The organism is Shewanella corallii, assembly GCF_023349125.1.
Lineage (GTDB): Bacteria > Pseudomonadota > Gammaproteobacteria > Enterobacterales > Shewanellaceae > Shewanella > Shewanella corallii.
On sequence record NZ_JAKIKT010000001.1, the window covers coordinates 867,654 to 888,731 of the forward strand.

Consider the following 21,078-nt stretch of genomic DNA (forward strand, 5'->3'; position numbering starts at 1 on the left):
AAAATGTAACCAAGGTTACAAATTTGCATTAGACATTAGTCGTAGGCTAAAGGGATGGGAGAAGGTGGACTAAAGTCCACCCTTTATAAATTAATGAGTTAGCTCTGCGGAGTGAGTTTAAGCAGTTTGCCGTTGCTGCTGTCGGTCAGCAGGTAAATAACACCTTCGGGGTCTATGGCGACATCACGAATCCGGCCGAATTGGTTATCCAGCAACTGCTCTTCACTGACGACTTTGCCATCTTTAATCTCCAATCTGACCAACAAGCCAAACTTGAGCGACCCCAATAGCAGGTCACCATTCCATTTGCTGAATAACTGGCCTTTGTAGGCGGTCATACCGGATGGCGCGATTGATGGCACCCAGTAGTGGACAGGCTGTTCCATCCCTTGCTTTTCAGTGCCTTCACCTATGTCTGTGCCCGTGCCATAGTTCTTGCCATAGGTGATGACCGGCCAGCCGTAGTTGTTGCCTTTGGCTATCAGGTTGAGTTCATCGCCTCCCTGAGGGCCATGCTCATGGGTCCACAGATCCCCCTGATCTGTGATGGCAATGCCCTGAATGTTTCTGTGGCCATAGCTGTAGATTTCCGGCTGTGCGCCTTTCTCCTGCCAGCTGGGGTTGCCCGGACAGGGAGCGCCATCAAATGTGAGCCTCAGCAGACTGCCGGTGTGACTGGTTAAATCCTGGCTGGAAGGACGCTCACCCCTGTCCCCCAATGTCAGCCACAGACATTGGTCCTGTACAGCCAGACGACCACCAAAGTGACGTCCACCGGAATGTTTGGGGTTAGCCGAGAAGATGGTTTTCACATTCACCAGGCGGTTGCCCATCAGCTGACCTTTGGCAACGGCTGTGCTGGCCTGGTTACCCCGGGTACCCTCTGAAAAAGCGATAAAGACTTCGCCGGTTTTGGCGAATTCAGGTGACACGGCTACACCAAGCAGCCCGCCCTGTCCCCGTTGCCAGGCATCCGGGCCACCTTCAATATCAGTTACCTTGCCGTCGGAACCGATAAGCTTGAGCTCTCCATTGCGCTCACTGACCAGCCATTGTGGACTCTCCCCGGGTAACAGAGCCATAGACCAGGGACGTTCCAACCCTTCTGCCAGCATATCGACCTGGATACTGTAGTCCTGGGATTTGATGGTTTCGGCGGCAAGTGTCTGGGTTACAGCTAAAGTGGCCAGAGTCAGGCATGTCAGAGTGCGGAGCTTCATGGTGTCATCCTTGTTGCACAATCAATGTGAAGATTCAGTGTACAGAATATGTACGAATTGTCCTGGCTGTAAATGTAACTAATCCCAACAAATACTTGTTAGCTCTGACAAACAAAAAGGCCCCGCACAGATGCAGGGCCTTTAACGTGAAGGTTATCAGAACAGCCAGGTGTAACCATAACCGGCAATGACTGCCATCAGCAGGATCACCGTAACAAAGGCGACGATCAGGCGGGTTTTGAACAGGGACTTAAGCAAAATCACTTCCGTCAAACTGGCTCCGGCGCTGCCAATGATCAGTGCCATTACCGCCCCCAGACTCATGCCCTTGGCTGCCAGCGCTGCGCTCAATGGGATCACTGCTTCGGCGCGGATATAAAGCGGGATACCAATGACAGAGGCAACCGGAATCGCAAACGGGTTGTTCTCACCGGCATATTTGACCACCAGATCTGTTGGCATAAAGCCATAGATCATTGAGCCAATGGCAATACCCAGCAGCAGGTAAGGCAGTACCTGTTTGAAGTCTTTCCAGGTGCCGTCCCAGATTTTTTTCCAGCGACTGACTTTCGGGCCACAGCTGCAACCACAGCCGCCGGCGGCTTGTTGCTCTTCCAGCGCCTCGGTGCGGATATACTTTTCATAGCCGAGCCTTTCCAGCAGCCAACCTGCCAACAGGGATACCCCCATGGCGACGGCAAAGTAGAAGAGTGCCACCTTAACGCCGAATGTCACCACAAACAGACCTATGATGATGGGGTTCAACAGTGGGCTGGCGAACAGAAATACCATCATGGTGCCGAACCCGGCTCTGGCCTTTAACAACCCTTTCAGGAATGGGATGGTGGAGCAGGAGCAAAAGGGAGTGATGGCCCCCAGTGCTGCGGCAATAAAATAGCCCTTACCTTGTTTGGCACCCAGGATCTGCTGAATCTTCTTTGGTGGCAGATAGCTTTGCAGCACGCCCACACCATAGCTGATCAGCAGGAACAGCAGGGTCAGTTCAACCGCCAGGAAGGCAAACATATGCAGCGCCTGCTGCAGTGACTCTGAAGTAAACATATCGAACTCTCTTGTGAAACTATATTTCTAGAATGTTCGAAATATTATTTGCGGGACTTGTGCTCGTCAAGATATTTCTAATAAAATCGAAATATAGATTATCGATAGGTCTGCTGGAACCTGGAAAATCTCGTCAGATCTTTCACTGTGGTTTTTGTAAAATCGATATAGTTCAACGTGTTAATCTTATGGGGTGAGCGAGCAGCCCAATTGGAGTGGGGTGATGACACAGGTAGAAGATATTGCCAAGGCGCTGAAAGAGTTGGGGCATCCAATTCGACTCAGCATTTTCAGACGTCTGGTTAGGTCTGGACATCAGGGGCTGGCCGTGGGCAACCTGCAGGAGGAGTTGGGCATTCCTGGCTCGACTTTGTCCCACCATATTGCCAGTTTGATGTCGGCGGGCTTGCTGAGCCAAAGGCGGGAAGGACGGGTGCTTTATTGTGTGCCGGAGTATGACCGGCTGAATGTGGTGCTCGACTTTCTGCAGGAGGAGTGTTGTCAGGACGAGTGCGCTCCGACTGGCGAGTGAGTCGCATCCCTGAGATAAAAACAGCAGGACAATTCCTGCTGTTTTTTTATTCACTGAGGGGTGATTAGTTAGCGGGAGTCATTCGCAGCAGGTGGCCATTGCTTGAGTCTGTCAACAGGTAGATGGCGCCATCCTGACCCTGTGCAAGATCCCGGATCGGCCCGTAACGATTTTTCAGCAGTCGCTCCTGCTTAAACACTTCACCATCGCGCAAATCAAGACGGATTAACTTGCCAAATTTGATTGAGCCCAGAAACAGGTTGCCTTGCCATTCGGGGAAGAGTTCACCGTTATAGCGCAACAATCCCGATGGTTTAATGCTGCTCACCCAGGTAAAAACCGGTGTCAGCATACCGTCGACATTGTCCTTGGCTCCCTGAGTCACCCTGGAAGCGATACGTGTTCCCTGAGTCACCACAGGCCAGCCATAGTTGCCACCTGGGGTAATCAGATTGAGTTCATCGCCTCTGTCCCGCCCCGCTTCGTGGCTCCATACCTGACCTGAGTCATCTATGGCCAGACCCAGGACTTCTCTGTGCCCATAGCTGATAATTTCAGGCCTGGCATCGATGGATTGCTCCGCCCAATTGGGGTTGTCCGCGCAGGGGGCGCCATTAACATCTATCCGCAGTATGCTGCCGCTGTGATTATTGGGTTGCTGGGCACTGGCTTCATCCCCTCTGTCACCGACAGATAGCCAAAGGCAGTTGCCTTCAATGGCCAGACGGCCACCAAACTGGCGGCTTCCCCGATAGGACGGCTGGCTGATAAAGATGGTTTCCATTGCTGACAACTGGTTATCGTTCAGCAGGCCCCTTGCTACCGCAGTACTGGCGGTGCCATCCTCATGTTGATGTGAGTATGAAACAAATATCTGCCTGTCTTGTTTGAAGTCAGGGGAAACGGCCAGACCCAACAGGCCGCCATCACCTCTTTGGCTAACGGGTAAAGAGATAGCCATTGGCGTGATATTGCCGCTTTGTGAGATCAGTTTGAGTCCATCCTGACGCTCGCTGACCAGCAGCTGCCAATCCTGCTCTGCCGGTGTTGGCAAAAACACCATGGCGGATGGATGACGTAATCTATCGGCAATCGACTCTACTTTGATTTTGTATTTGTTGGAGTTGAGTAGTTCAGGCTCGGCGGCGCAGGCAAAGCTCAGTGTCAACAATGATGCCATCAAAAGCATGGGGGGGAGCAGAGGAGTTGATGCGGTTTTCAATGTCATTTCTCATCCTGATATCGACCGGCTGAAAAAGCCTCATAGATCAACATACTCTTAGGGTCTGTTAACCTTTCATGGTTGAATTTTGCTCGAGATAGACGCGCTTTAATCGCGACGCAAGGTGTGCAGCTTAGGGGCCTAAGCAAATACCTTGCAACAAAGAGTAAAGCGCTTATAGCCGAGCCCTTCGGGCAGTGTTTGTCGTCGCTTTCTACTGCATTAACGCTCATTTATGTAGAACAACTACACCACAATCGCGTTGCTTTGTATAAAACAACGACAAAAAGCTGCAAAAACCATCTTCAAAGGTCAACAGACCCTAGTCGCTTGATTATTCCTTAAATAATTACTGGTTCCCGGATAGCAAAAAGGGACCACTGGCCCCTTTTTATACTGCCAATACTCAGATTCAGCTCAATGCCGCCATCAGGATCTTACGGCTTTCTTCCGGAGTAATCGCCTGGTTTTCCCCCATGGCGTTCAGACCATGTTTCTCCAGCTGTGTCATCAAGGCGGTGACTGCGTCATCTTTTGCCTGCCCCTGACGATCTTCACTGGTCAGTATTGATGCAACTCCCAGGCTATTGTAGAAGGCCTCAATGGCATCAATGGTTTGTTCAGCCAAATTATCACTGGCTTCAAGCCCAAATACATTACGGCCCATCTGCGCCAGTTTAGCTCGCTTAAAGTCGACTTGATTGCGCAGTAATGAGGGCTGGATGATCGCCAGAGAGCGGGCATGATTTACCCCATACAGCGCCGTCAGTTCATGGCCAATGGCGTGGGTTGCCCAGTCGTGGGCGACACCACTGCCGATAAGGCCGTTAAGCGCCTGGTTGGCTGTGTACATCAGATTGCTACGCCACTCATTGGTGTCATGGTCTGCAAAATCATTGCCCAGTACCAGCAGGTTTTTCAACAGGGATTCGGCATAGCCGTCCTGCACCATAGTGCCCTGTGGCCAGGTCAGATACTGCTCGCAAATATGCACCCAGGCATCAACGATACCGTTTTTCAGCTGCCATTCCGGCAGGGTTTTCATGGTATCCGGGTCCATCACAGCAAATACCGGCTGAACATAGGGAGACATAAAGCTGAGTTTGTCCTGAGTTTCCGCTTTAGTGATCACTGAGCCTGAGTTTGACTCCGAGCCCGTAGCTGGCAAGGTCAGGATGGCGCCAAGAGGAATGGCAGCAAAGATTTTGTGTTGGCCGGTGACTATGTCCCAGCCATCGCCGTCGTAGCAGGCGGCCGCGGCAATATACTTGGCGCCATCGATTACTGAGCCACCGCCCACAGCCAGAATAAAGTCAATATTTTCAGCTTTCACCAGGGCTACAGCCTTATCCAAAGTCTCCTTGGTGGGGTTGGGTTCGACACCGCCGAACTCAAGACACTGGTAACCCTGCAGGGCAGCTACAACCTGATCGTAGACGCCGTTGCGTTTGATGGAACCACCACCATAGAGCACCAGCACTTTTTGTTCAGGGGTAATAATTCGATTGATGTTGGCGATTTGGCCCTGGCCAAACAGGATATGAGTAGGGTTGTGGTAGTGAAACTGCATCTCAGACTCCTTATACCAATTTCATTTAATAGTTGATCTGTTTCAGCGGGAGTTCAATGCGCTTGAGACAAGGCGAGTCGGCGAAGTCATAGTGGTTCTATGTCAAGGCGACTTAACGCAGTATCAAGCGCATTGAAACCCGCACTGCGTTAGCGTGTCAGGCATCCTGCTTCTGTGTTGCATTGCTCTTAAAGGGAGCCACCCTTAGTCAATCAATGCGCCTTGAATCAGAATCCCTGACACGCTCTGAATTGATCAGACTATTAATGAAGTTGGTATTATTGCTTCCGGAAGGGCTCCGGTTGACTGTTTTGGCGATTCTAAGCTGCGGTGGTGGCAGGGACAACTGCTTTATGTCCCTCGGTTTATTGAATAATCCAATTAGTGCCTGCGCTGACGACTGCCATGATTGCTGCCTGAAGGGCGGGAGCGCGGAGTGCTGCGCACCGTCCTTGGGGCCTGTCTCACAGGTCGCACCTGACTGCGCTGCACGGATTGCCTTTGCATACCGGTTTGTCGCTGTGCATGGCTTTGACCTTGAGTTGTCTGTCGCTGGGGCGATTGGCGATTGACTCTCACCGACTGATTGTTATGCCTTGTTACGGCAGGGGCTGTGGCCCTTTGGCGGTCTGGGCTATTTAACTCAGATCTGATCCTGCGCTCTGAATTAATACCTGCCTGGCGTTGCACATTGGTGCGGCGTTCTCTGTCATTAATGGAACGCTCCTTCAGTGCTGCCTTCAACTCTGTTTGATTGTTTCTTTGCCTGTTGGCATGCCTTGTCTCTGAATCGCGATTGAATCGGTTGGCAACGGGCTTGTCCTGTCGATATTGATTGGTCTGCCTGTTTCCGTCCAGTCTCTGACGGGTTCTGTGCTCCATCTCTCTGACACGGGTTTGCCTGAACTCGCGTTTTACCTGTTTATATCCCTCAGCCACCCGTACCCTGTTGTGGTGCTTGTACACCCTGTCATGGATATTGCGATTGGCATAGCGGATCCCTTTTCTGTGGTGAGGGTTATGATGCCAGCGTTTGGCACCATAACTGGTGGCGACTCTGTGGCGGTAATGGGGCCTGTGGTGGTAGTGACCGTGTCTGTGCACCATCACATGGCGGTTATGCCAGTGAACACTGCCGAAGAAAAAGTTAAATGAGATATGGATTCCCGGACGCCAGTAAAACAGTGAGCCGGGTGAGCGATAGCTGAACCAAACCGGGTCATAGGCCCACCATACCGGCGGGTAGGCTGGCCAGCGCCAGTAGGGATAAACCACTCTTGGGTCGTAATAAGGTACATAGACTATCTGTGGTGAGTCCGACTCAATAATGATCTCCCGTTCAACCCGGGTCACAGTGACATTGTCCATCTGCTTCAGGTTGCCGGCATCATCCGCTTCCTGCCTCAGGGTTTGAACCATATCCAATACCCGACTCTCATTGGCAAGAAAGGCATCACCCAGACCTGAGGTCCAATCCAGCTCATCGCTCATACGTTCAAGCACATCGGGGAATGGCAGCAGGGCTTTGACGCTGGGATCCCAATCCTGCTTTTCTGCGCGTTCCACCAGTAACTCATTGCCCAGGTGCTTATTCTTGCTGCGCCAGCGGTCGGCTTCAATGATTTCCAGCGGGTAGGTAGAGGCGATAAGAATATGAGTCAGCAGGCTGTCAGGATAGAGAGCAACCGGTGCCAGCAGCTGGGCCAGTCTGGCTTCGCTGGGCTGTTGCTCACTGGCAAATGCATCGGTTTTGCACATCACCAGCACTGCGGTCAGCAGCAATAGGGTCAGCAATTTATGAAAGAGTGGCGACTGTGTTTTTAACATGGAACCCTCCCGGCAGCATTGCGGTAAGCCAGGCTGCACAATTTTGCATCATGGTTCTCAGTCTAGGTAAGTCAAGATGAACGCAGGCTGAAGGTTTCAAAGAGGGGATATAGGGGGATCAGTCGCCACTGAATTTAAGGGTAAAACGGGCGCCACCCAGGGAGGGTGATCGGTCGATAACCAATCTGGCCCGGTAGCTGTCAGCCAGGTCCTGCACTATGGCCAGACCCAGGCCATGGCCGGAATCATAGGAGTCGGCGCGCTTACCCCGCTGTACCAGTTCACCGGCTTTTTCCGGCGGCACACCCGGGCCATCATCCTCAATGGAGATACTCATGCTGTCGCCAGCCTTGACGGCATAAATCATCACTTTTGAGCTGGCGGCCTTGCAGGCGTTATCCAACAGGTTACCCAGCATCTCCATTAGATCAGCAGTATCACCGCGGAACCTGAGTTCCGGAGTCACGGCCTGATTGAACTCAATGTTGGGGTAAAGTTTGGCCAGAGTACGGCAGAGTTTGTCGGCAACAGGGGAGAGTTCAGTACCTAGGTGCCATGCGGATTCACCGGCACTTTGGGCTCGCTTGAGCTGACGGCTGATGCTTTGACTGATAGCTTGGATCTGCTCCTGAGCCGAGACCGGCAGATTTTGTTCACTCTGCAATACCGCCAGCGGTGTTTTAAGGCTGTGAGCCAGATCCGACAGGGCATTACGGAAACGTTTACGCTGATTTTGTTCGGTTTGCAGCAGGCGATTCAGCTGGGAGGCGACGGAATGTAACTCGGCTGGGTAGTCGGTGGATAGTTCATCACTGCGACCCTGCTCTACATCATTCAGCTCCTGACGGAAACGCTGCAGGGGTCTCAGGGTCCACCACAGCCAGCTGCCACTGATCACCATAAGGACGACTGTCATTACCAATAGCCAGTTACGCATCTGCTCGCCAAATTCCGCAGAGCTTGCATTTATCTCAGCCATATCCTTGATGATATGCACTGTGTAAGGCACATCTTTGCCTTTGTCTGTCACAAAGCTCACCCCGTAGCTTTCTACAAAGTGGGGTTGTCCCTTGATATCGAGCTTGGCAAAGTTGCGGGAGCCTGTGTCGGGTTTGGGTAGCGGCGGAAGTTCGAGCCCCAGCAGGGAGTCGGATTGCCAAACCGGTTGGCGGTCCTGGGTGATAATGGCGTAAAGGCCGGACTGAATCAGGTTAAAGCGGTTTTCCAACAGGGCGGCAGGCATCACCAGTTTGCCTTTTTCCACTTCTGCTACCGCCAGCACGCCATAGAGGTGGGCACCCAGCTCATCTCTGGCGGTTCGCTGCATATGTTGGTTAAAGGCGTCGACCAGAGTAATGCCGACCAGGGGCAGGATAAGCAGAATCATCAGGGCGGCACTGAGCATCACCCTGAATTTGAGGCTGTGAACGGCAGAACTCATTCCTACTCAAGTCTCCTCAGGCGATAGCCCTGACCCCGCAGGGTTTCGATAAGACCAAACTCGCCATCGGCATCCAGTTTTTTGCGCAGACGACGGATAAACACCTCAATCACATTGGAGTCCAGATCAAAGTCCTGATCATAGATATGTTCTGTCAGCACGGTTTTGGACAGCACTTCGCCGATATGCAGCATAAAGTACTCGAACAACTTGTACTCTGAACCACTGAGGCTGATAAGGGCATCACCACACTTCACTTCCAGTGTACTGGTATTGATGCTGAAGGGGCCGTTGTTCACCAAGGGGCTTGCTTTACCTGCGCTGCGGCGGATAAGGGCGTTGATACGGGCAACCAGCTCTTCCGGATGAAAGGGTTTGGTGAGGTAGTCATCTGCCCCGGCATCAAGACCTTCTACTTTATCCTGCCAACTGTCACGGGCGGTCAGGATAAGTACCGGATAGTCGATATCACTGGCTCTGAGCTGAGTGATCAGGGATATACCATCAAGCTTGGGCAAGCCGACATCGATAATGGCGGCGTCATATTGATACTCAGTGGCCTGAAACAGACCTATTTCACCGTCATCGGCGGTATCGACGGAAAAGTTGGCCTGTTGCAGGTGGGTTTTCAGGTTTTCCTGCAGTGATTTGTCATCTTCAACCAACAGCAGTCTCATCTCAGTCTCCCTGTATGCGTCCTGTTGCGGCATCAATCTTTACATGCATGACACGGCCGTCAGAGGTGACCAGTTTCACTCTGTAACCCGGATTGCCGTTAACTCTGGCACTTTCCACCTTCAGCACCTTACCGCCGTACTTGCCTTTTGCCAGGCTAACGGCCTGCTGCTCACTCTTTACTTTGAGTGCAGCCCCCTGAGCCGCCGCCATTAATGGCGAGGCCTGAAGAGGCTGGAATGTGGCAGGAACCAGCATAACCATAATAAGTGTCAGAATTCGTGTGATTTTCATCCGGGATGTCCATTGAGCGTCATGCCCTCAGTGTAAAAGAATCAATGCGCTATAGAAACGTTGCTATGCGTATTTCTTGGGATTTTTACGTTAATGAATATGAACTGCGGCTGAACAGTCAGTCTGGCTGCAAGCTCGCTGACTCACAGGAGTTTTTACGTTCAGCTTGCGTTCACTCGTGCAGAATTTTAATGGCAGCCATGAACCATTGTCGGGATGACGCGTATGAGATTTTTACGGAACCCTGTATCTGACTTTTTCGGCAAGGCCTCCAAAGCCCTGCTGATCACAACTATGCTGGCGGCGACTTATTCATCGGCATGGGCTTCTGACCTGGTCAATAAAGCCCAAAAGTCCGTCGCCGGCTCCACCCTTAATGCTGACAAGGCAGCTTTGCCAGGCCAACTGCAGGCGCTGAAAGGCACGCCTATGGATATTCAACAGGCCAGAACCCGTCAGCAGGTATTGGCCGACAAAGCCAGGCGAAATCAAAATGTGCAGTCATACAGCTGGCACAGTTTCAGTTTCTACGATGCTTATTCCCGTCTGTTTGAAGATGTGGACCGGGATGGTTATTACAGTACCTTCGGCGTGACCTTTGACGCTGACCTGCACAGTTATAACCCGCTGGAAGAGGTGGTTGTGTATGCAGAACTCTACCTGAGTCGTAACGGCGGTGATTGGGTGCATTACTATACGACAGATGCCTTTGTGATCACCGGCGAGTCGTCCAATGATGATTATGAGGTACTGACCACTCTGGAGCGGGGATATCGTCCGGGGGAATACGATGTGCTGATTGATCTTTACGAGGTGGGCTATGGCGATATTGTTGCGACCATCAGCTCACTGGAGACTGATGCACTGTATGGCTTGCCGCTGGAAAGTGCTGATTGGGACGAAGAATATATCAGTACCAGTGAAGGAGATGGTGGTGGCGCAGTGGGTCTGCTTGCTTTACTTGGGCTGGTAGTCGCCGGGATTGGCCGAAGAGTAGCAAAGGCTTGATTTTGTGACTCATGCTGAATTATGACCTTAATTTAATGTGGGATTATCACTATTGTCGTGCCAGAGCTCATGGCGATGGTGTAAAATCCCGTGTTTTGTTGAACGACCGAGGTTTCTAATGTCAGCGCTTCCAAATTGCCCTAAATGTAACTCTGAATACACCTACTTCGATGGCTCCATGCTGGTGTGCCCGGAGTGCGCTCATGAATGGGCCGAAGGTGCAACTGAGGCAGCTGAAGAAGAGCGTGTGATCAAGGATGCCAACGGCAACATCCTGCAGGATGGCGACACTGTAACTGTTATCAAGGATTTGAAGATCAAAGGTTCTTCTTCCGTGGTTAAAGTTGGTACCAAAGTTAAGAACATCCGTTTGGTTGAAGGCGATCACGACATCGACTGCAAAATCGACGGTATCGGTGCCATGTCTCTGAAGTCTCAGTTCGTGAAGAAAGTTTGATTCTTACACTCTGAGCTTTAAAGCAGCATTAAGGCGAGCCAATGGGCTCGCCTTTTTGTTAGGGTCTGTTGACTTTCATGGTTGAATTTTGACCTTCCTCAAAGGTCAGCAGACTCTGGTTACTCCACCCTGACCGCCAGGCGTTTGCGACCAAATGGGCGGCCATAGTGCTCAAATCGTCCTGCAACCGGGCTGCCACACTGCAGGCAATGGCCTGAATCATCCAGTTGATATTGACCCAGCTGATACCAATCTCTCTCTATCACCCTGGCATTGCAGTTGGGACAAAAGCTGCTGCTGGCCTCACTGTGATGCACATTCCCCACATACACATAGTTCAGCCCCTTGCTCAGGGCGATGTCTCTGGCTCTGAGCAATGTCGTCGCCGGGGTTCTGGGCTTATCCTGCATTTTAAAGTCAGGGTGAAAGGCGCTGAAATGCAGTGGCACATCGGGTCCCAACCTGTCAGCTATCCAGTCTGTCATGGCGTGCAATTCAGCATCTGAGTCATTTTCGCCTGGGATAAGCAGTGTGGTGATTTCAAACCAGACAGAGGTTTCGTGCTTGAGATATTCCAGAGTTTCCAGCACAGGAGCCAGACTGGCGCCACAAAGTTTATGATAAAAACTGTCGCTGAAGGCTTTCAGATCGATATTGGCGGCATCCATATGGGCGAAGAAAGCCTCTCTGGGTTGCTCGCAGATATAGCCAGCAGTCACTGCCACTGATTTGATGCCAAGTTGGTGACAGGCCTGAGCTGTATCCACGGCATACTCATGGAAAATAACCGGGTCGTTATAGGTAAAGGCGACGCTTTTGCAGCCATGTTTATGAGCCGTGGCGGCGATCTGCTCCGGTGTTGCCAGACCGGAAAGTGTATCCATATGACGGGATTTGCTGATGGACCAGTTCTGGCAAAAATGGCAACTGAGGTTACAACCTGCGGTGCCAAATGAGAGTACGCTGGAACCTGGGTAAAAGTGATTGAGTGGTTTTTTCTCAATAGGATCGATACAAAATCCGCTGGAGCGTCCCCAGGTGGTCAGAACTACTTCCCCATTATTTTCCTGTCTGACAAAGCAGGCACCGCGTTTCCCCGGACGCAGACTGCAAAGTCGCGGGCAAAGTGTGCACTGCACTAGCCCGTTTTCCTGTGCACGCCAGTATTGGGTGGGATAGCTTTCTGCCATTAGTCTCTCCGGTCGGAGTTAATACCCTGAGTATATGCCGGTTGGCAGTGGATGTTGAACTGGAGCCGGAATCACAACTTGGCTATGCTGAGTCGATGGCATTGAAAGGAGGCTGCTGATGATCAAGGTTCGTCCCACTGCGGTGGCAGGGCGTTTTTATCACAGAGAATCTGACCTGCTCAGGCAGGAAATTGTATCCTGGCTGAGCCCCAGAGACAGGGACGACAGGCTGCGCGCTGTGATAGTGCCCCATGCCGGTTATCGGTTTTCAGGACAACTGGCCGCTGACGCTTTTTCCTATATTCAGCCGCTGGCGGACAAATTCCGCCGGGTTATTCTGTTGGGGCCCAGCCATACAATGAGCTTTAAAGGGGTTGCAATTCCCTCTGTGGATCTGTTTGTGACCCCCCTGGGTAACGTGCCTGTAGACAAAGCGCTGGTGGAGGCGCTCAGAGACAACCCTCTGGTCAGCCTGGATGATGCTCCCCATGCCAAAGAGCACTGCCTGGAAGTGCAATTGCCCTTCCTGCAACAGACTCTGGGGGAGTTCAGTGTATTACCCATAGTGTACTCCAGAGCCATGCCATGGCATCTTGAGGAATTACTGAACGATATCTGGGACCCGGATGATACCTTGTTGGTCATCAGTTCAGATCTCAGTCATTACCATAACTATGAAGAGGCAACGCAGCTGGATGGAGAAAGCATGACCATGATTGAGGAGTTTGTTCCAAGATTAACGCCCCATCAGGCCTGTGGCGCAACCGGGATCAATACCCTGTTGCACCTGGCTCAGAGCCGGGGCTGGCAGCTGAGTCGGGTAGGTTATATGAACTCCGGTGATACCGGCGGTGATAAAAACAGGGTGGTGGGCTATGTCAGCTATCTCGTCAGCCAGGTTTAGTGCGGCCGAATTGTCCCAATTGCTGGTGGTGGCGCGCCAGGCAATAGCGACACATTTTGGTCAGAAAGGTCAGCAGCTGCCGAACGCAGAAGATTACGACGAGTGTTTATCTGCCTCAGCCGGTTGCTTTGTCACTCTGGAGGTAAGGGGAGAGCTGCAGGGCTGTATAGGGACCATTACCAGTCAGCAACCTCTGTTGCAGGAAGTGCACAAAAAGGCGCTCGCAGCAGCCTTCAGCGATAAACGTTTTCCCCCATTGGCGGTGGATCAGTTGTCTACTCTGACACTCGAAGTCTCCGTATTGAGCAAGCCCGGTCTGTTGGCTTCAGGTAAAGATCAGGACTGTCTCAATTATCTGGGGCGGCATCATCCCGGGGTGATCCTGTCTCAGGGTAAGCGCCGCGGAGTATTTTTGCCTCAGGTGTGGGATAAGCTGAAAACCCCCAAAGAGTTTGTCACCGCCCTGAAACGCAAAGCAGGTATCAGCGCCGAAACACCGCTGACAGAGCTCAGAGTTGAGATATTCAATGTGGACAGCCACAAAGAGGCGTACTGGCAGTCCTGACACTTAAAGTGAGTAAAAAGGCGACCCAGTGGTCGCCTTTTTAAGTTTAACTTAGCGCAGCAGGTGTTCCAACTGGTTGCGGACATTGGCAATGTCTGCATCTGTGTGGGCAATGGTCACTGAACGATAGCCATCGCCGCGGAAACCGCGGTCCAGTTCAATCAGTACGTGAGTCTGGTGGGCTTCAGGGACAAAGGAGAGCTCAACCTCTTTGACACCAAACAGGCTGCGACTGTTTGGACGATATTCAAGCTCCTGATAGATTCCTGAGTTAGAGCGGAAACCAGGTGCACTGATATAGCCTTTTTCAACATCCGCTTTCATCATTTGATAGCCGGCGCGTTCCATCACCTGCATGCATTCTAGTACTGCTTCATTGGGGTAGATGTACAGATGGTCCTTGTCTGACGCATCCAGGGCCATGTCGATATTCAGGCCGGTCGCCAGCCATACCACAGTCTGGTTCATGCGAACCGGCAATTCGGTAACAGGCGTCTCAGAGTGCAACTGAGCAGTGAAAGGAATGCGGATCTCCTCACCAGGCTGGATAGTGGTTTTGTCTGCAAGGTGCCACTGCTGGATAACCTGATTACGGAAGTAGCTGCCCTCATCGGATTCCACTTTGGCTTTGGTCATTAATGCCAGCTCCAGACCTGACAACTCCTGAGGGACGTCCCCGCCAGTGATGACAATTTCTGCATGGAACTCCTGACCGGGCAACAGATGCTCGGTTTGCAGCACTGTATCTACCTTGGCGGCGCCTATACCTACAGAGGCCAGAATCTTTTTGAACATATCTTGCTTGCTCCTTGTTCTTCAAACCCTTTGTTATCGGGTGAATTGATGTTGCGTTGCAACACTTAACCATAAATCGTCTGTGCTGTCTGCTGTGACGCAAAGGGATTGTGTTACCGAATGCAAGCAGCTAAATCCCGGTTGGGGGCGGCAAAGTGCGAACCTTACAAAAATGTATAGTTGGGGCAAGCTTGCCGCAAGCTCACTTTTATAAAGTAGCCACATCGACAGCGAGGCCTGTCACATTCAATTAAATAAGTGAGGAAACAAGTATGAAAACTTCAATCAAATTCAAACAATCTGTAGTGGCTGCTGTTCTGGGTATCTTCTGTGTCGGTGCGGCAGTGGCCGGTGACGCGCCAAAGAACATGAATGCTGATGCCATCAGTCTGAAAAAGGCGATAGCAATTGCCAAACAGCATACAGGCGCGGTTCCTGTGGAGGCTGAACGTGACTCCCATATGGGGTCAATTGTATATGAGATTGAACTGGTCGGAGAGCAGGGTAAAGAGTTCCACACTGTGATTGACGCTGACACAGGCGAAATCATCAAAAGCCGTGAACATCTTGAAGATGACCATGAAGATCTGCAGGAACAGGCAAGCTTCCTGGCCGGGGTGAAAAACGGTCAGTACCAGACTCTTGAAACCGCTCTGGCTGCGGCAGAAGCAAAGCATGCAGGTCAGGTGTATGAGATTGAACTGGATGATGACTATGGCATCTCCTATGAGGTAAAACTGCTGGCCGCAGATGGCAGCAAGGTTAAAACCCGTATCTCTGCCGAGTAATGGCGGTAGAGACCTGACAATGGGATGTCAATGGCTGGCATCCCCAAAGGAGGTGTTATGACAAACTCAACTATCTATTCAAATATGTGGGCCAGGCTGATACAGACCTTGAGTGCCCTGCGCCAGAATGGTCCTAAAGGCTTGGCCGAGCTGTTTGCTTTTACGCTGTTTTTTACATTAGGACTGGTTACACTGGGAGCCTGTTTGCTGGCTGGCACAGGCCTGGCATTGTATGCCCGTTGGCAAGCCTATAAGGCGAGTCAGGCAGAGAAAGAGGTGGACAGCCATGCCGCGGAAAGTGCGGGAAATTCCAATCAGGATCCAATTGTTGCCGCCTGAGCACGGCATAGAAAGAGAGTCAAAATGCGGATATTGCTTGTAGAAGATGATGCCAGCCTCAGTCGTTTCGTGGAGAAGGGGTTGTATGAGGCCGGACATCAGATTGAGGTCACAGACAATGGTAAATATGCGCTGACCTTATGTATGACAGAGCAGTTTGATGTCGCTGTGGTCGACCGTATGTTGCCCGGCCTGGATGGCCTCTCTTTGGTGAAAGCCATGAGAGCAGCGCAAATCACTACCCCAGTGCTGTTTCTGACCTCTCTTGGTGGGGTTGATGACAGAGTTGAGGGACTGGAAGCTGGTGGTGATGATTATCTGACCAAGCCTTTTGCCTTTTCAGAACTGCTGGCGAGGGTAACTGCCTTGTCACGTCGCTCTGTGAACATCACAGCCCAGGCCAGCCCTGAGCTGAAATATGCGGATTTGACTCTGAATCTGTTTGAACACACGGCCAGCAGGCAGGGGCAGGTATTGGATTTACAGCCCAAGGAGTTTCGCATTCTTGAGTTGTTTATGCGTCACCCCGGCCGGGTGATAACCCGTACCATGCTGCTGGAACATGTGTGGGATATTCATTTCGACCCACAAACCAGTGTGGTGGAGACCCATATCAGCCGTCTGCGCAATAAGCTGGAAAAACCCTTTGGCGATACCCTGATCCAAACCGTTCGGGGAGCAGGCTATAAACTGGAGCATAAAGCAGAGACTGGCTTATGTTGAAGCGATTAAAACAAAGGCTAAAACATACCCTGAGACTGCCTCTGTGGTTGCAAAGCAGCGCAGCTCAACAGGGGGTTATGTTTGTACTGGTCTCTTTTATGAGCCTGGTGCTGATGGCCAGTATCAGTCTGGCCTATGTGGATTATGAACTGGGAAAGCAGAACCGGGAGATAGTAAAAGAAACCCGGGAGATGATTCATGATTCTCATGGGGAGCTAGACGATGACCCCATTGAAGACGATGAGATTATGGCTGTGCTGACGACAGGTTTTGTGCTGTCGGGTGTGCTGGTGGCATTGCTGACAGCTGCCATTGTGGTGGTGATGACCCGGGCGAGCCAGAGGCGAATGAGCCGGATTGAACAGGTTCTGGCCGCCGCAGCCGAGGGTAACCTTGCCGCCCGAACCGGTGAAAAACGCAGAGTGAATGACCTTGCCCGAATCGGCGTTGCCGTGGACGAGATGTTGTCCCGACTCGAAGGTTCTGTGGCAGCCATGAGTGATATTTCGGCCAATATAGCTCATGAACTAAAGACACCGATTGCCAGGCTGCAGCATAACCTGTTGAACCTGAAGGCTGCAGCTGATGAGTCACAGAGCGCCAGGGCTGACAGCCAATTCAATGAAGAACTTGAGCTGGCGATGGTGGAGTCCAAACGTCTGGCGGGTATTTTTGATGCTTTGCTCAGGATCTCACAGATAGAGTCGGGTGCCAGACGCAGTCGCTTCAGCAGCATTGATCTGACCGGGGTGATAGCCACAGTTGCCGATATCTATGTGGATGTGGCGGAGGATGCCGGTATGTTACTCAATGTCGATTGCCCGCAGCAGGCGTTAATGATTCAGGGGGACAGAGAGTTGCTGATCCAGCAACTGGCCAACTTGGTGGAGAATGCTCTCAGATATTGCCCTCAGGGCAGTGAGATTCGATTGTCATGTGAGACTGAAGATGACCAGGTTTTGCTGACCGTGGCGGACAATGGTCCGGGTATTGAGGACGCTGAAAAACTGCGGGTATTTGAACGTCTCTACCGTGTCGATAAAAGCCGCACTGACGGTGGTCTTGGCCTGGGCCTCTCTTTTGCCAAAGCGGTAGCCGGACTGCACCATGGCAGTATCAGGTTGTATGACAACCACCCCGGCCTGGGTGTTCAAATCAGTCTGCCAACGAACTGTGCAGCGGAATAGAGAAAGGGGAGCTTGAGCTCCCCTTTGCTTTTTCCGGTCAATGGCGACGAGCAGGAATGGGCTATTCGCTGAAGCTGACTCTGTGATTGATATTCAGAGTATCCAGCGCGCCGGCAATATCATCGTCCGTCATCGCCTGTGGCACTTCCAATTGCAGTTTGGCCTGATAAACCGTTTCATTGGATCCCATTACTGCGACCCGGTTATTTTCCTGATGGGTAATGGCGATATCCAGCCCATCAAACAGGGTATTAATATCATGGGTTAATCCGCTTCTGTCTGCGCAATGCAGGGTAAGGGACAGTATCCTGTGCTCGGTTTTTTGTGGACCGGCTTCTTCGAAAGTAAACCTGAGTTGAGGGAAAGTTGACTCCAGTTGATCCTGCAGGGGCTCAGGATCGCCACTACTGACCTCCACCTTCATCATGGCACTGAATTGATCGTCGATACGAATGATTTTGCTGCTGAGCCAGTGGCCACCTGACTGTCGGGTGATTTTGGCGATATCTGCAATGAGATGCGGGGAAAAAGGTCCACTGACAGTACTGATAAAACATGCTTGCATAGTGCCTCCCGTTCAGCGGGGCAGGAACGAATAACTGCTGGAAACAGCCCCGCTTTATTTGCCCTTCAACCATATCAGTGTTTGTTTGGAGGGGGTATATTTTTCCCCTCCATGTTGGCTGAAATCACATTAATTTTGAGGCATCAATCGCTAACTTCATACTTGCCTGGTTGGGGGGGATGCGCAGCGTCGGTCCAAAGTATGGGTTTGACAAGGCTAAAGCATGAAGCATGGGGTTGTCTGTGTCTGATAGCTTGGAACAGACTTACACAGATGGAGTGCTGGCTATGAATAAGTACATTATCGAGCGAAATATTCCAGATGCAGGCAAATTCACTCAGGAGCAACTAAGCGGAATTTCCCAGACCTCCTGCTGTGTGCTCAATGAGCTTGGGCCCGAGATTAAATGGCTGGAGAGCTATGTGACAGGGGACAAAATTTACTGTGTCTACCTGGCTGAAAGTGAGGATATTATCAGGCAGCATGCCCGGCAGGGCGGCTTTCCCGCCGATAACATCTCTATGGTGACAGCCATCATCAATCCCTCTACGGCGACGCTGGCATGAGGGCCCCACAAGCAGGTGTGGGCTCGCTGCTGCGGGTCAAAGTGTGGCCACAAACCCTGAGAAAAAGAGTAATAAAGCCACTGGCGTCGGTGGCTTTAGTGCTTACCTCGTTTTTCTTGTCCTGTCTGGGCTGGGCCGGGCAGCCCGAATACCGGATAGTGCTGCTGGACAACAAACACAAGTCGTATCCTGTGGGCAGCCTTAAGCTAACGGCGCCTCTTGATGCCGGGACAGAGCAAAGTGTTGGCTATGAGCTGCAAATGGATCACAGCCGATTTAAAGATTTTTTTCTGTCCATGAAGGAGTTCAAATGCCTTGAAGGCCCTGAGCTATGGTGTTTTGTGCCATACCCTTACCATAACCCACGAAAGATAAGTGCTGCGGATTTGACCTGGCTTGAGCAGGACCTGATGTTTATGTTCAAGGACAAGGCCTCCTTCGGGGCCAATTTATGGAATGGGGTTTATTATCCTTTGACCCTGACGACTTCAGGTGAAATCAAAGGTACAGCCCATGCTGTAGATCTCAATTTGATAGCCGCTCCACCTGAGCCTGAAACTGCGCCAGGCATAGGGGAATTTGATATCGAGGAGATGGAAACCGGTAAGCGCTGGTTGCCTGAAATTCGTCTTATACCTGTTCCGGGGGAATAGCCAAGCGGTTGTTTCGGGAGTGAAAGCCTGTCACTTTATTGTTAACACAACAAGGTGGCACTTGATGAAAATTCTTATAACCACACTGGGTTCAACAGGGGATCTCATCCCCTACCTTGGTCTGGCGCAAACACTGAAACAACGGGGACACAGTGTGGTGATCTGTACCCATCTGGCTTTCAGTAAACAGGTGGTTGAGGCTGGGCTGGAATATGCCCCCATGAATAACGGCTTTATTGAGCTGTTGCAATCCGGCCTGGGGCAGCAAACCGTTAGCGGATTGGACAGAGTGACAGGATTTTTTAAGACTCTCTGGCGTCTGAGGCGCACCATTCGTTCCCTGCAGACAGATGCCCTGACCGACTCCTGGTACGCGGCCAATAAACACAGGCCGGATATTATCCTCTACAACAGTAAAACCAGCTGGGCGATTGATTTCGCCGAGTATCTGAATATTACCGCCATACCTGCATTTCTGTTCCCTCAATGGGAGGCGACACGGGAATTTCCTTCTCTGGGACTACCTGCTGCCACCTCGTCCAAAGGATGGCGGGGAGACTGGCACAGGTTCAGCTATCGAATTACCGGTTTTATCGCGGCAAGACTGTCGAAAGGGGTCATCACCAGGTGGCGTACGCAGCACAAATTGACCAGGGCTGAACACCTTTGTTTAACCGCTGACCGGAAAGGGCATCCTCTACCTGAGCTGCTGGGCTACAGTGCTCATCTGCTGCCGTCACCACAGGACTGGCCGAAGCAGATCCATGTGACTGGTTTCTGGCGGTCAGAGCCTGATATGGGGGGCACACTCAACCCTGAGTTGGAGGCCTTTCTCGAAAAGGGGTTGGATGAAAAAGACAAGCCTGTTTATATCGGTTTTGGCAGTATGGGCTTGAGAAAGGCTGACCAGCTAACCAGCCTCATGGTCAATGAGCTTAAGCGACTTGGCATACGTGCGGTTATCGCCACTGGCTGGGGTGGTCTGGGGTCCATGACGTCAGATGCCGATATTTTGTTTATTGAATCTGCTCCCCATCACCTGTTGTTTCCCAGAGTCAAAGCTGTGGTCTGCCATGGTGGGGCCGGCACTATCTCTGCGGCGCTGCACGCGGGCAAACCTGTTTGGGTCTGTCCCTTCTTTGGCGATCAGCTGGTTTGGGCAAGTCAGGTAGAAAAGCTGGGGCTTGGCCCTGCTGGCGTGCCCGCACGCAAGTTAACCCACAGTAACTTTGGCGCAGCGGTTCAGGCATTGATGACGCGCCAGGAATACCAGCAGAACGCTGAACTGATGGCGGGCAAGCTCAATACCGAACAGGGCACAACGTTGGCGGCTGAGGTCATTGAGGCTTTGTTCAGTCACTAATTTCAAACGCCTTAAGCGCTGAACATCGGACTTCCAATAGTCTTTGGCTGATGCAAACAGCAATTCTCAGCCGAGTGAGCAAGGAAAGGTGAGATCAACTCTGCCTGGACCGCTAGCATGCTGTTTCACGCT

23 protein-coding genes are annotated in these 21,078 nt (G+C 51.7%); 12 read left to right on the forward strand and 11 right to left on the reverse strand.

Annotated features, from left to right (window positions below; all coding sequences use genetic code 11):
• Window positions 1-98 precede the first annotated feature (98 nt).
• A complete protein-coding gene (locus L2725_RS03820; RefSeq protein WP_249247710.1) occupies window positions 99-1,220 on the reverse strand; it encodes a PQQ-dependent sugar dehydrogenase in 1,122 nt (373 codons plus the stop codon).
• Window positions 1,221-1,376: 156 nt separating this feature from the next.
• On the reverse strand, window positions 1,377-2,282 hold the full coding sequence (locus tag L2725_RS03825) for a permease (protein ID WP_249247711.1): 906 nt from the start codon (window positions 2,280-2,282) through the stop codon (window positions 1,377-1,379).
• Window positions 2,283-2,505: 223 nt separating this feature from the next.
• Here L2725_RS03825 and L2725_RS03830 point away from each other — a divergent pair, with 223 nt between their 5' ends.
• The gene (locus tag L2725_RS03830; protein ID WP_249247712.1) at window positions 2,506-2,814 is read left to right on the forward strand and encodes an ArsR/SmtB family transcription factor; all 309 of its coding nucleotides are present in this window, start codon (window positions 2,506-2,508) and stop codon (window positions 2,812-2,814) included.
• A gap of 64 nt (window positions 2,815-2,878) precedes the next feature.
• Here L2725_RS03830 and L2725_RS03835 read toward each other — a convergent pair whose 3' ends face one another.
• The 6 genes from L2725_RS03835 to L2725_RS03865 form a co-directional block, all read right to left on the reverse strand.
• Window positions 2,879-4,042, reverse strand: a complete 1,164-nt coding sequence (locus L2725_RS03835) for a PQQ-dependent sugar dehydrogenase (protein ID WP_249247713.1) — start codon at window positions 4,040-4,042, stop codon at window positions 2,879-2,881.
• Window positions 4,043-4,448: 406 nt separating this feature from the next.
• The gene (locus L2725_RS03845) at window positions 4,449-5,606 is read right to left on the reverse strand and encodes an iron-containing alcohol dehydrogenase (protein WP_249247714.1); all 1,158 of its coding nucleotides are present in this window, start codon (window positions 5,604-5,606) and stop codon (window positions 4,449-4,451) included.
• 381 nt (window positions 5,607-5,987) lie between these two features.
• Window positions 5,988-7,433: a DUF3300 domain-containing protein gene (locus L2725_RS03850; protein ID WP_249247715.1), complete on the reverse strand. Its 1,446-nt coding sequence runs from the start codon at window positions 7,431-7,433 to the stop codon at window positions 5,988-5,990.
• Window positions 7,434-7,551: 118 nt separating this feature from the next.
• Entirely contained in the window at window positions 7,552-8,874 is a 1,323-nt protein-coding gene (locus L2725_RS03855) for an ATP-binding protein (protein ID WP_249247716.1), read from the reverse strand.
• Between the two features lie 2 nt (window positions 8,875-8,876).
• Window positions 8,877-9,551 carry a response regulator transcription factor gene (locus L2725_RS03860; RefSeq protein WP_249247717.1) on the reverse strand — a complete coding sequence of 225 codons (675 nt, stop codon included), beginning with the start codon at window positions 9,549-9,551 and terminating at the stop codon, window positions 8,877-8,879.
• 1 nt (window position 9,552) lies between these two features.
• Window positions 9,553-9,843, reverse strand: a complete 291-nt coding sequence (locus L2725_RS03865) for a PepSY domain-containing protein (RefSeq protein ID WP_115135249.1) — start codon at window positions 9,841-9,843, stop codon at window positions 9,553-9,555.
• A 225-nt stretch (window positions 9,844-10,068) separates the two neighbouring features.
• On the opposite strand from L2725_RS03865, the gene L2725_RS03870 reads away from it, so the two are divergent.
• Window positions 10,069-10,851, forward strand: a complete 783-nt coding sequence (locus L2725_RS03870) for a choice-of-anchor H family protein (protein ID WP_249247718.1) — start codon at window positions 10,069-10,071, stop codon at window positions 10,849-10,851.
• 118 nt (window positions 10,852-10,969) lie between these two features.
• Window positions 10,970-11,308: a zinc ribbon domain-containing protein YjdM gene (locus L2725_RS03875; RefSeq protein WP_115135245.1), complete on the forward strand. Its 339-nt coding sequence runs from the start codon at window positions 10,970-10,972 to the stop codon at window positions 11,306-11,308.
• Window positions 11,309-11,427: 119 nt separating this feature from the next.
• Here L2725_RS03875 and amrS read toward each other — a convergent pair whose 3' ends face one another.
• A complete protein-coding gene (gene amrS, locus L2725_RS03880; RefSeq protein WP_249247720.1) occupies window positions 11,428-12,498 on the reverse strand; it encodes an AmmeMemoRadiSam system radical SAM enzyme in 1,071 nt (356 codons plus the stop codon).
• 118 nt (window positions 12,499-12,616) lie between these two features.
• Here amrS and amrB point away from each other — a divergent pair, with 118 nt between their 5' ends.
• Together amrB and amrA are read left to right on the forward strand one after the other, a co-directional pair.
• Window positions 12,617-13,402: an AmmeMemoRadiSam system protein B gene (gene amrB, locus L2725_RS03885; protein ID WP_249247721.1), complete on the forward strand. Its 786-nt coding sequence runs from the start codon at window positions 12,617-12,619 to the stop codon at window positions 13,400-13,402.
• Window positions 13,374-13,967 carry an AmmeMemoRadiSam system protein A gene (amrA, locus tag L2725_RS03890; protein WP_249247722.1) on the forward strand — a complete coding sequence of 198 codons (594 nt, stop codon included), beginning with the start codon at window positions 13,374-13,376 and terminating at the stop codon, window positions 13,965-13,967. Before amrB ends, amrA begins: the two co-directional genes overlap by 29 nt.
• A 51-nt stretch (window positions 13,968-14,018) precedes the next feature.
• Here amrA and L2725_RS03895 read toward each other — a convergent pair whose 3' ends face one another.
• Window positions 14,019-14,762 carry a sporulation protein gene (locus tag L2725_RS03895; protein WP_249247723.1) on the reverse strand — a complete coding sequence of 248 codons (744 nt, stop codon included), beginning with the start codon at window positions 14,760-14,762 and terminating at the stop codon, window positions 14,019-14,021.
• Between the two features lie 272 nt (window positions 14,763-15,034).
• On the opposite strand from L2725_RS03895, the gene L2725_RS03900 reads away from it, so the two are divergent.
• From L2725_RS03900 to L2725_RS03915, 4 genes are read left to right on the forward strand one after another with little or no spacing between them, the layout of a single operon-like run.
• Window positions 15,035-15,550, forward strand: a complete 516-nt coding sequence (locus tag L2725_RS03900; RefSeq protein WP_249247724.1) for a PepSY domain-containing protein — start codon at window positions 15,035-15,037, stop codon at window positions 15,548-15,550.
• A gap of 57 nt (window positions 15,551-15,607) precedes the next feature.
• A complete protein-coding gene (locus tag L2725_RS03905) occupies window positions 15,608-15,889 on the forward strand; it encodes a hypothetical protein (RefSeq protein WP_249247725.1) in 282 nt (93 codons plus the stop codon).
• A gap of 24 nt (window positions 15,890-15,913) precedes the next feature.
• Entirely contained in the window at window positions 15,914-16,612 is a 699-nt protein-coding gene (locus L2725_RS03910; RefSeq protein WP_249247726.1) for a response regulator transcription factor, read from the forward strand.
• Window positions 16,606-17,799, forward strand: coding sequence for a sensor histidine kinase (locus tag L2725_RS03915; protein WP_249247727.1), 1,194 nt, complete (start codon window positions 16,606-16,608; stop codon window positions 17,797-17,799). Before L2725_RS03910 ends, L2725_RS03915 begins: the two co-directional genes overlap by 7 nt.
• Window positions 17,800-17,860: 61 nt before the next feature.
• Here the strand turns inward: L2725_RS03915 and L2725_RS03920 are convergent, their stop codons facing one another.
• The gene (locus L2725_RS03920; RefSeq protein ID WP_249247728.1) at window positions 17,861-18,364 is read right to left on the reverse strand and encodes an ACT domain-containing protein; all 504 of its coding nucleotides are present in this window, start codon (window positions 18,362-18,364) and stop codon (window positions 17,861-17,863) included.
• 242 nt (window positions 18,365-18,606) lie between these two features.
• On the opposite strand from L2725_RS03920, the gene L2725_RS03925 reads away from it, so the two are divergent.
• The 3 genes from L2725_RS03925 to L2725_RS03935 all read left to right on the forward strand — a co-directional run bounded on the left by L2725_RS03925 (window position 18,607) and on the right by L2725_RS03935 (window position 20,946).
• Window positions 18,607-18,930, forward strand: coding sequence for a DUF4242 domain-containing protein (locus L2725_RS03925; RefSeq protein WP_249247729.1), 324 nt, complete (start codon window positions 18,607-18,609; stop codon window positions 18,928-18,930).
• Window positions 18,927-19,583, forward strand: a complete 657-nt coding sequence (locus tag L2725_RS03930; protein WP_249247731.1) for a hypothetical protein — start codon at window positions 18,927-18,929, stop codon at window positions 19,581-19,583. Before L2725_RS03925 ends, L2725_RS03930 begins: the two co-directional genes overlap by 4 nt.
• Window positions 19,584-19,647: 64 nt before the next feature.
• A complete protein-coding gene (locus tag L2725_RS03935) occupies window positions 19,648-20,946 on the forward strand; it encodes a glycosyltransferase (RefSeq protein ID WP_249247732.1) in 1,299 nt (432 codons plus the stop codon).
• The last annotated feature ends 132 nt before the right edge of the window (window positions 20,947-21,078 follow it).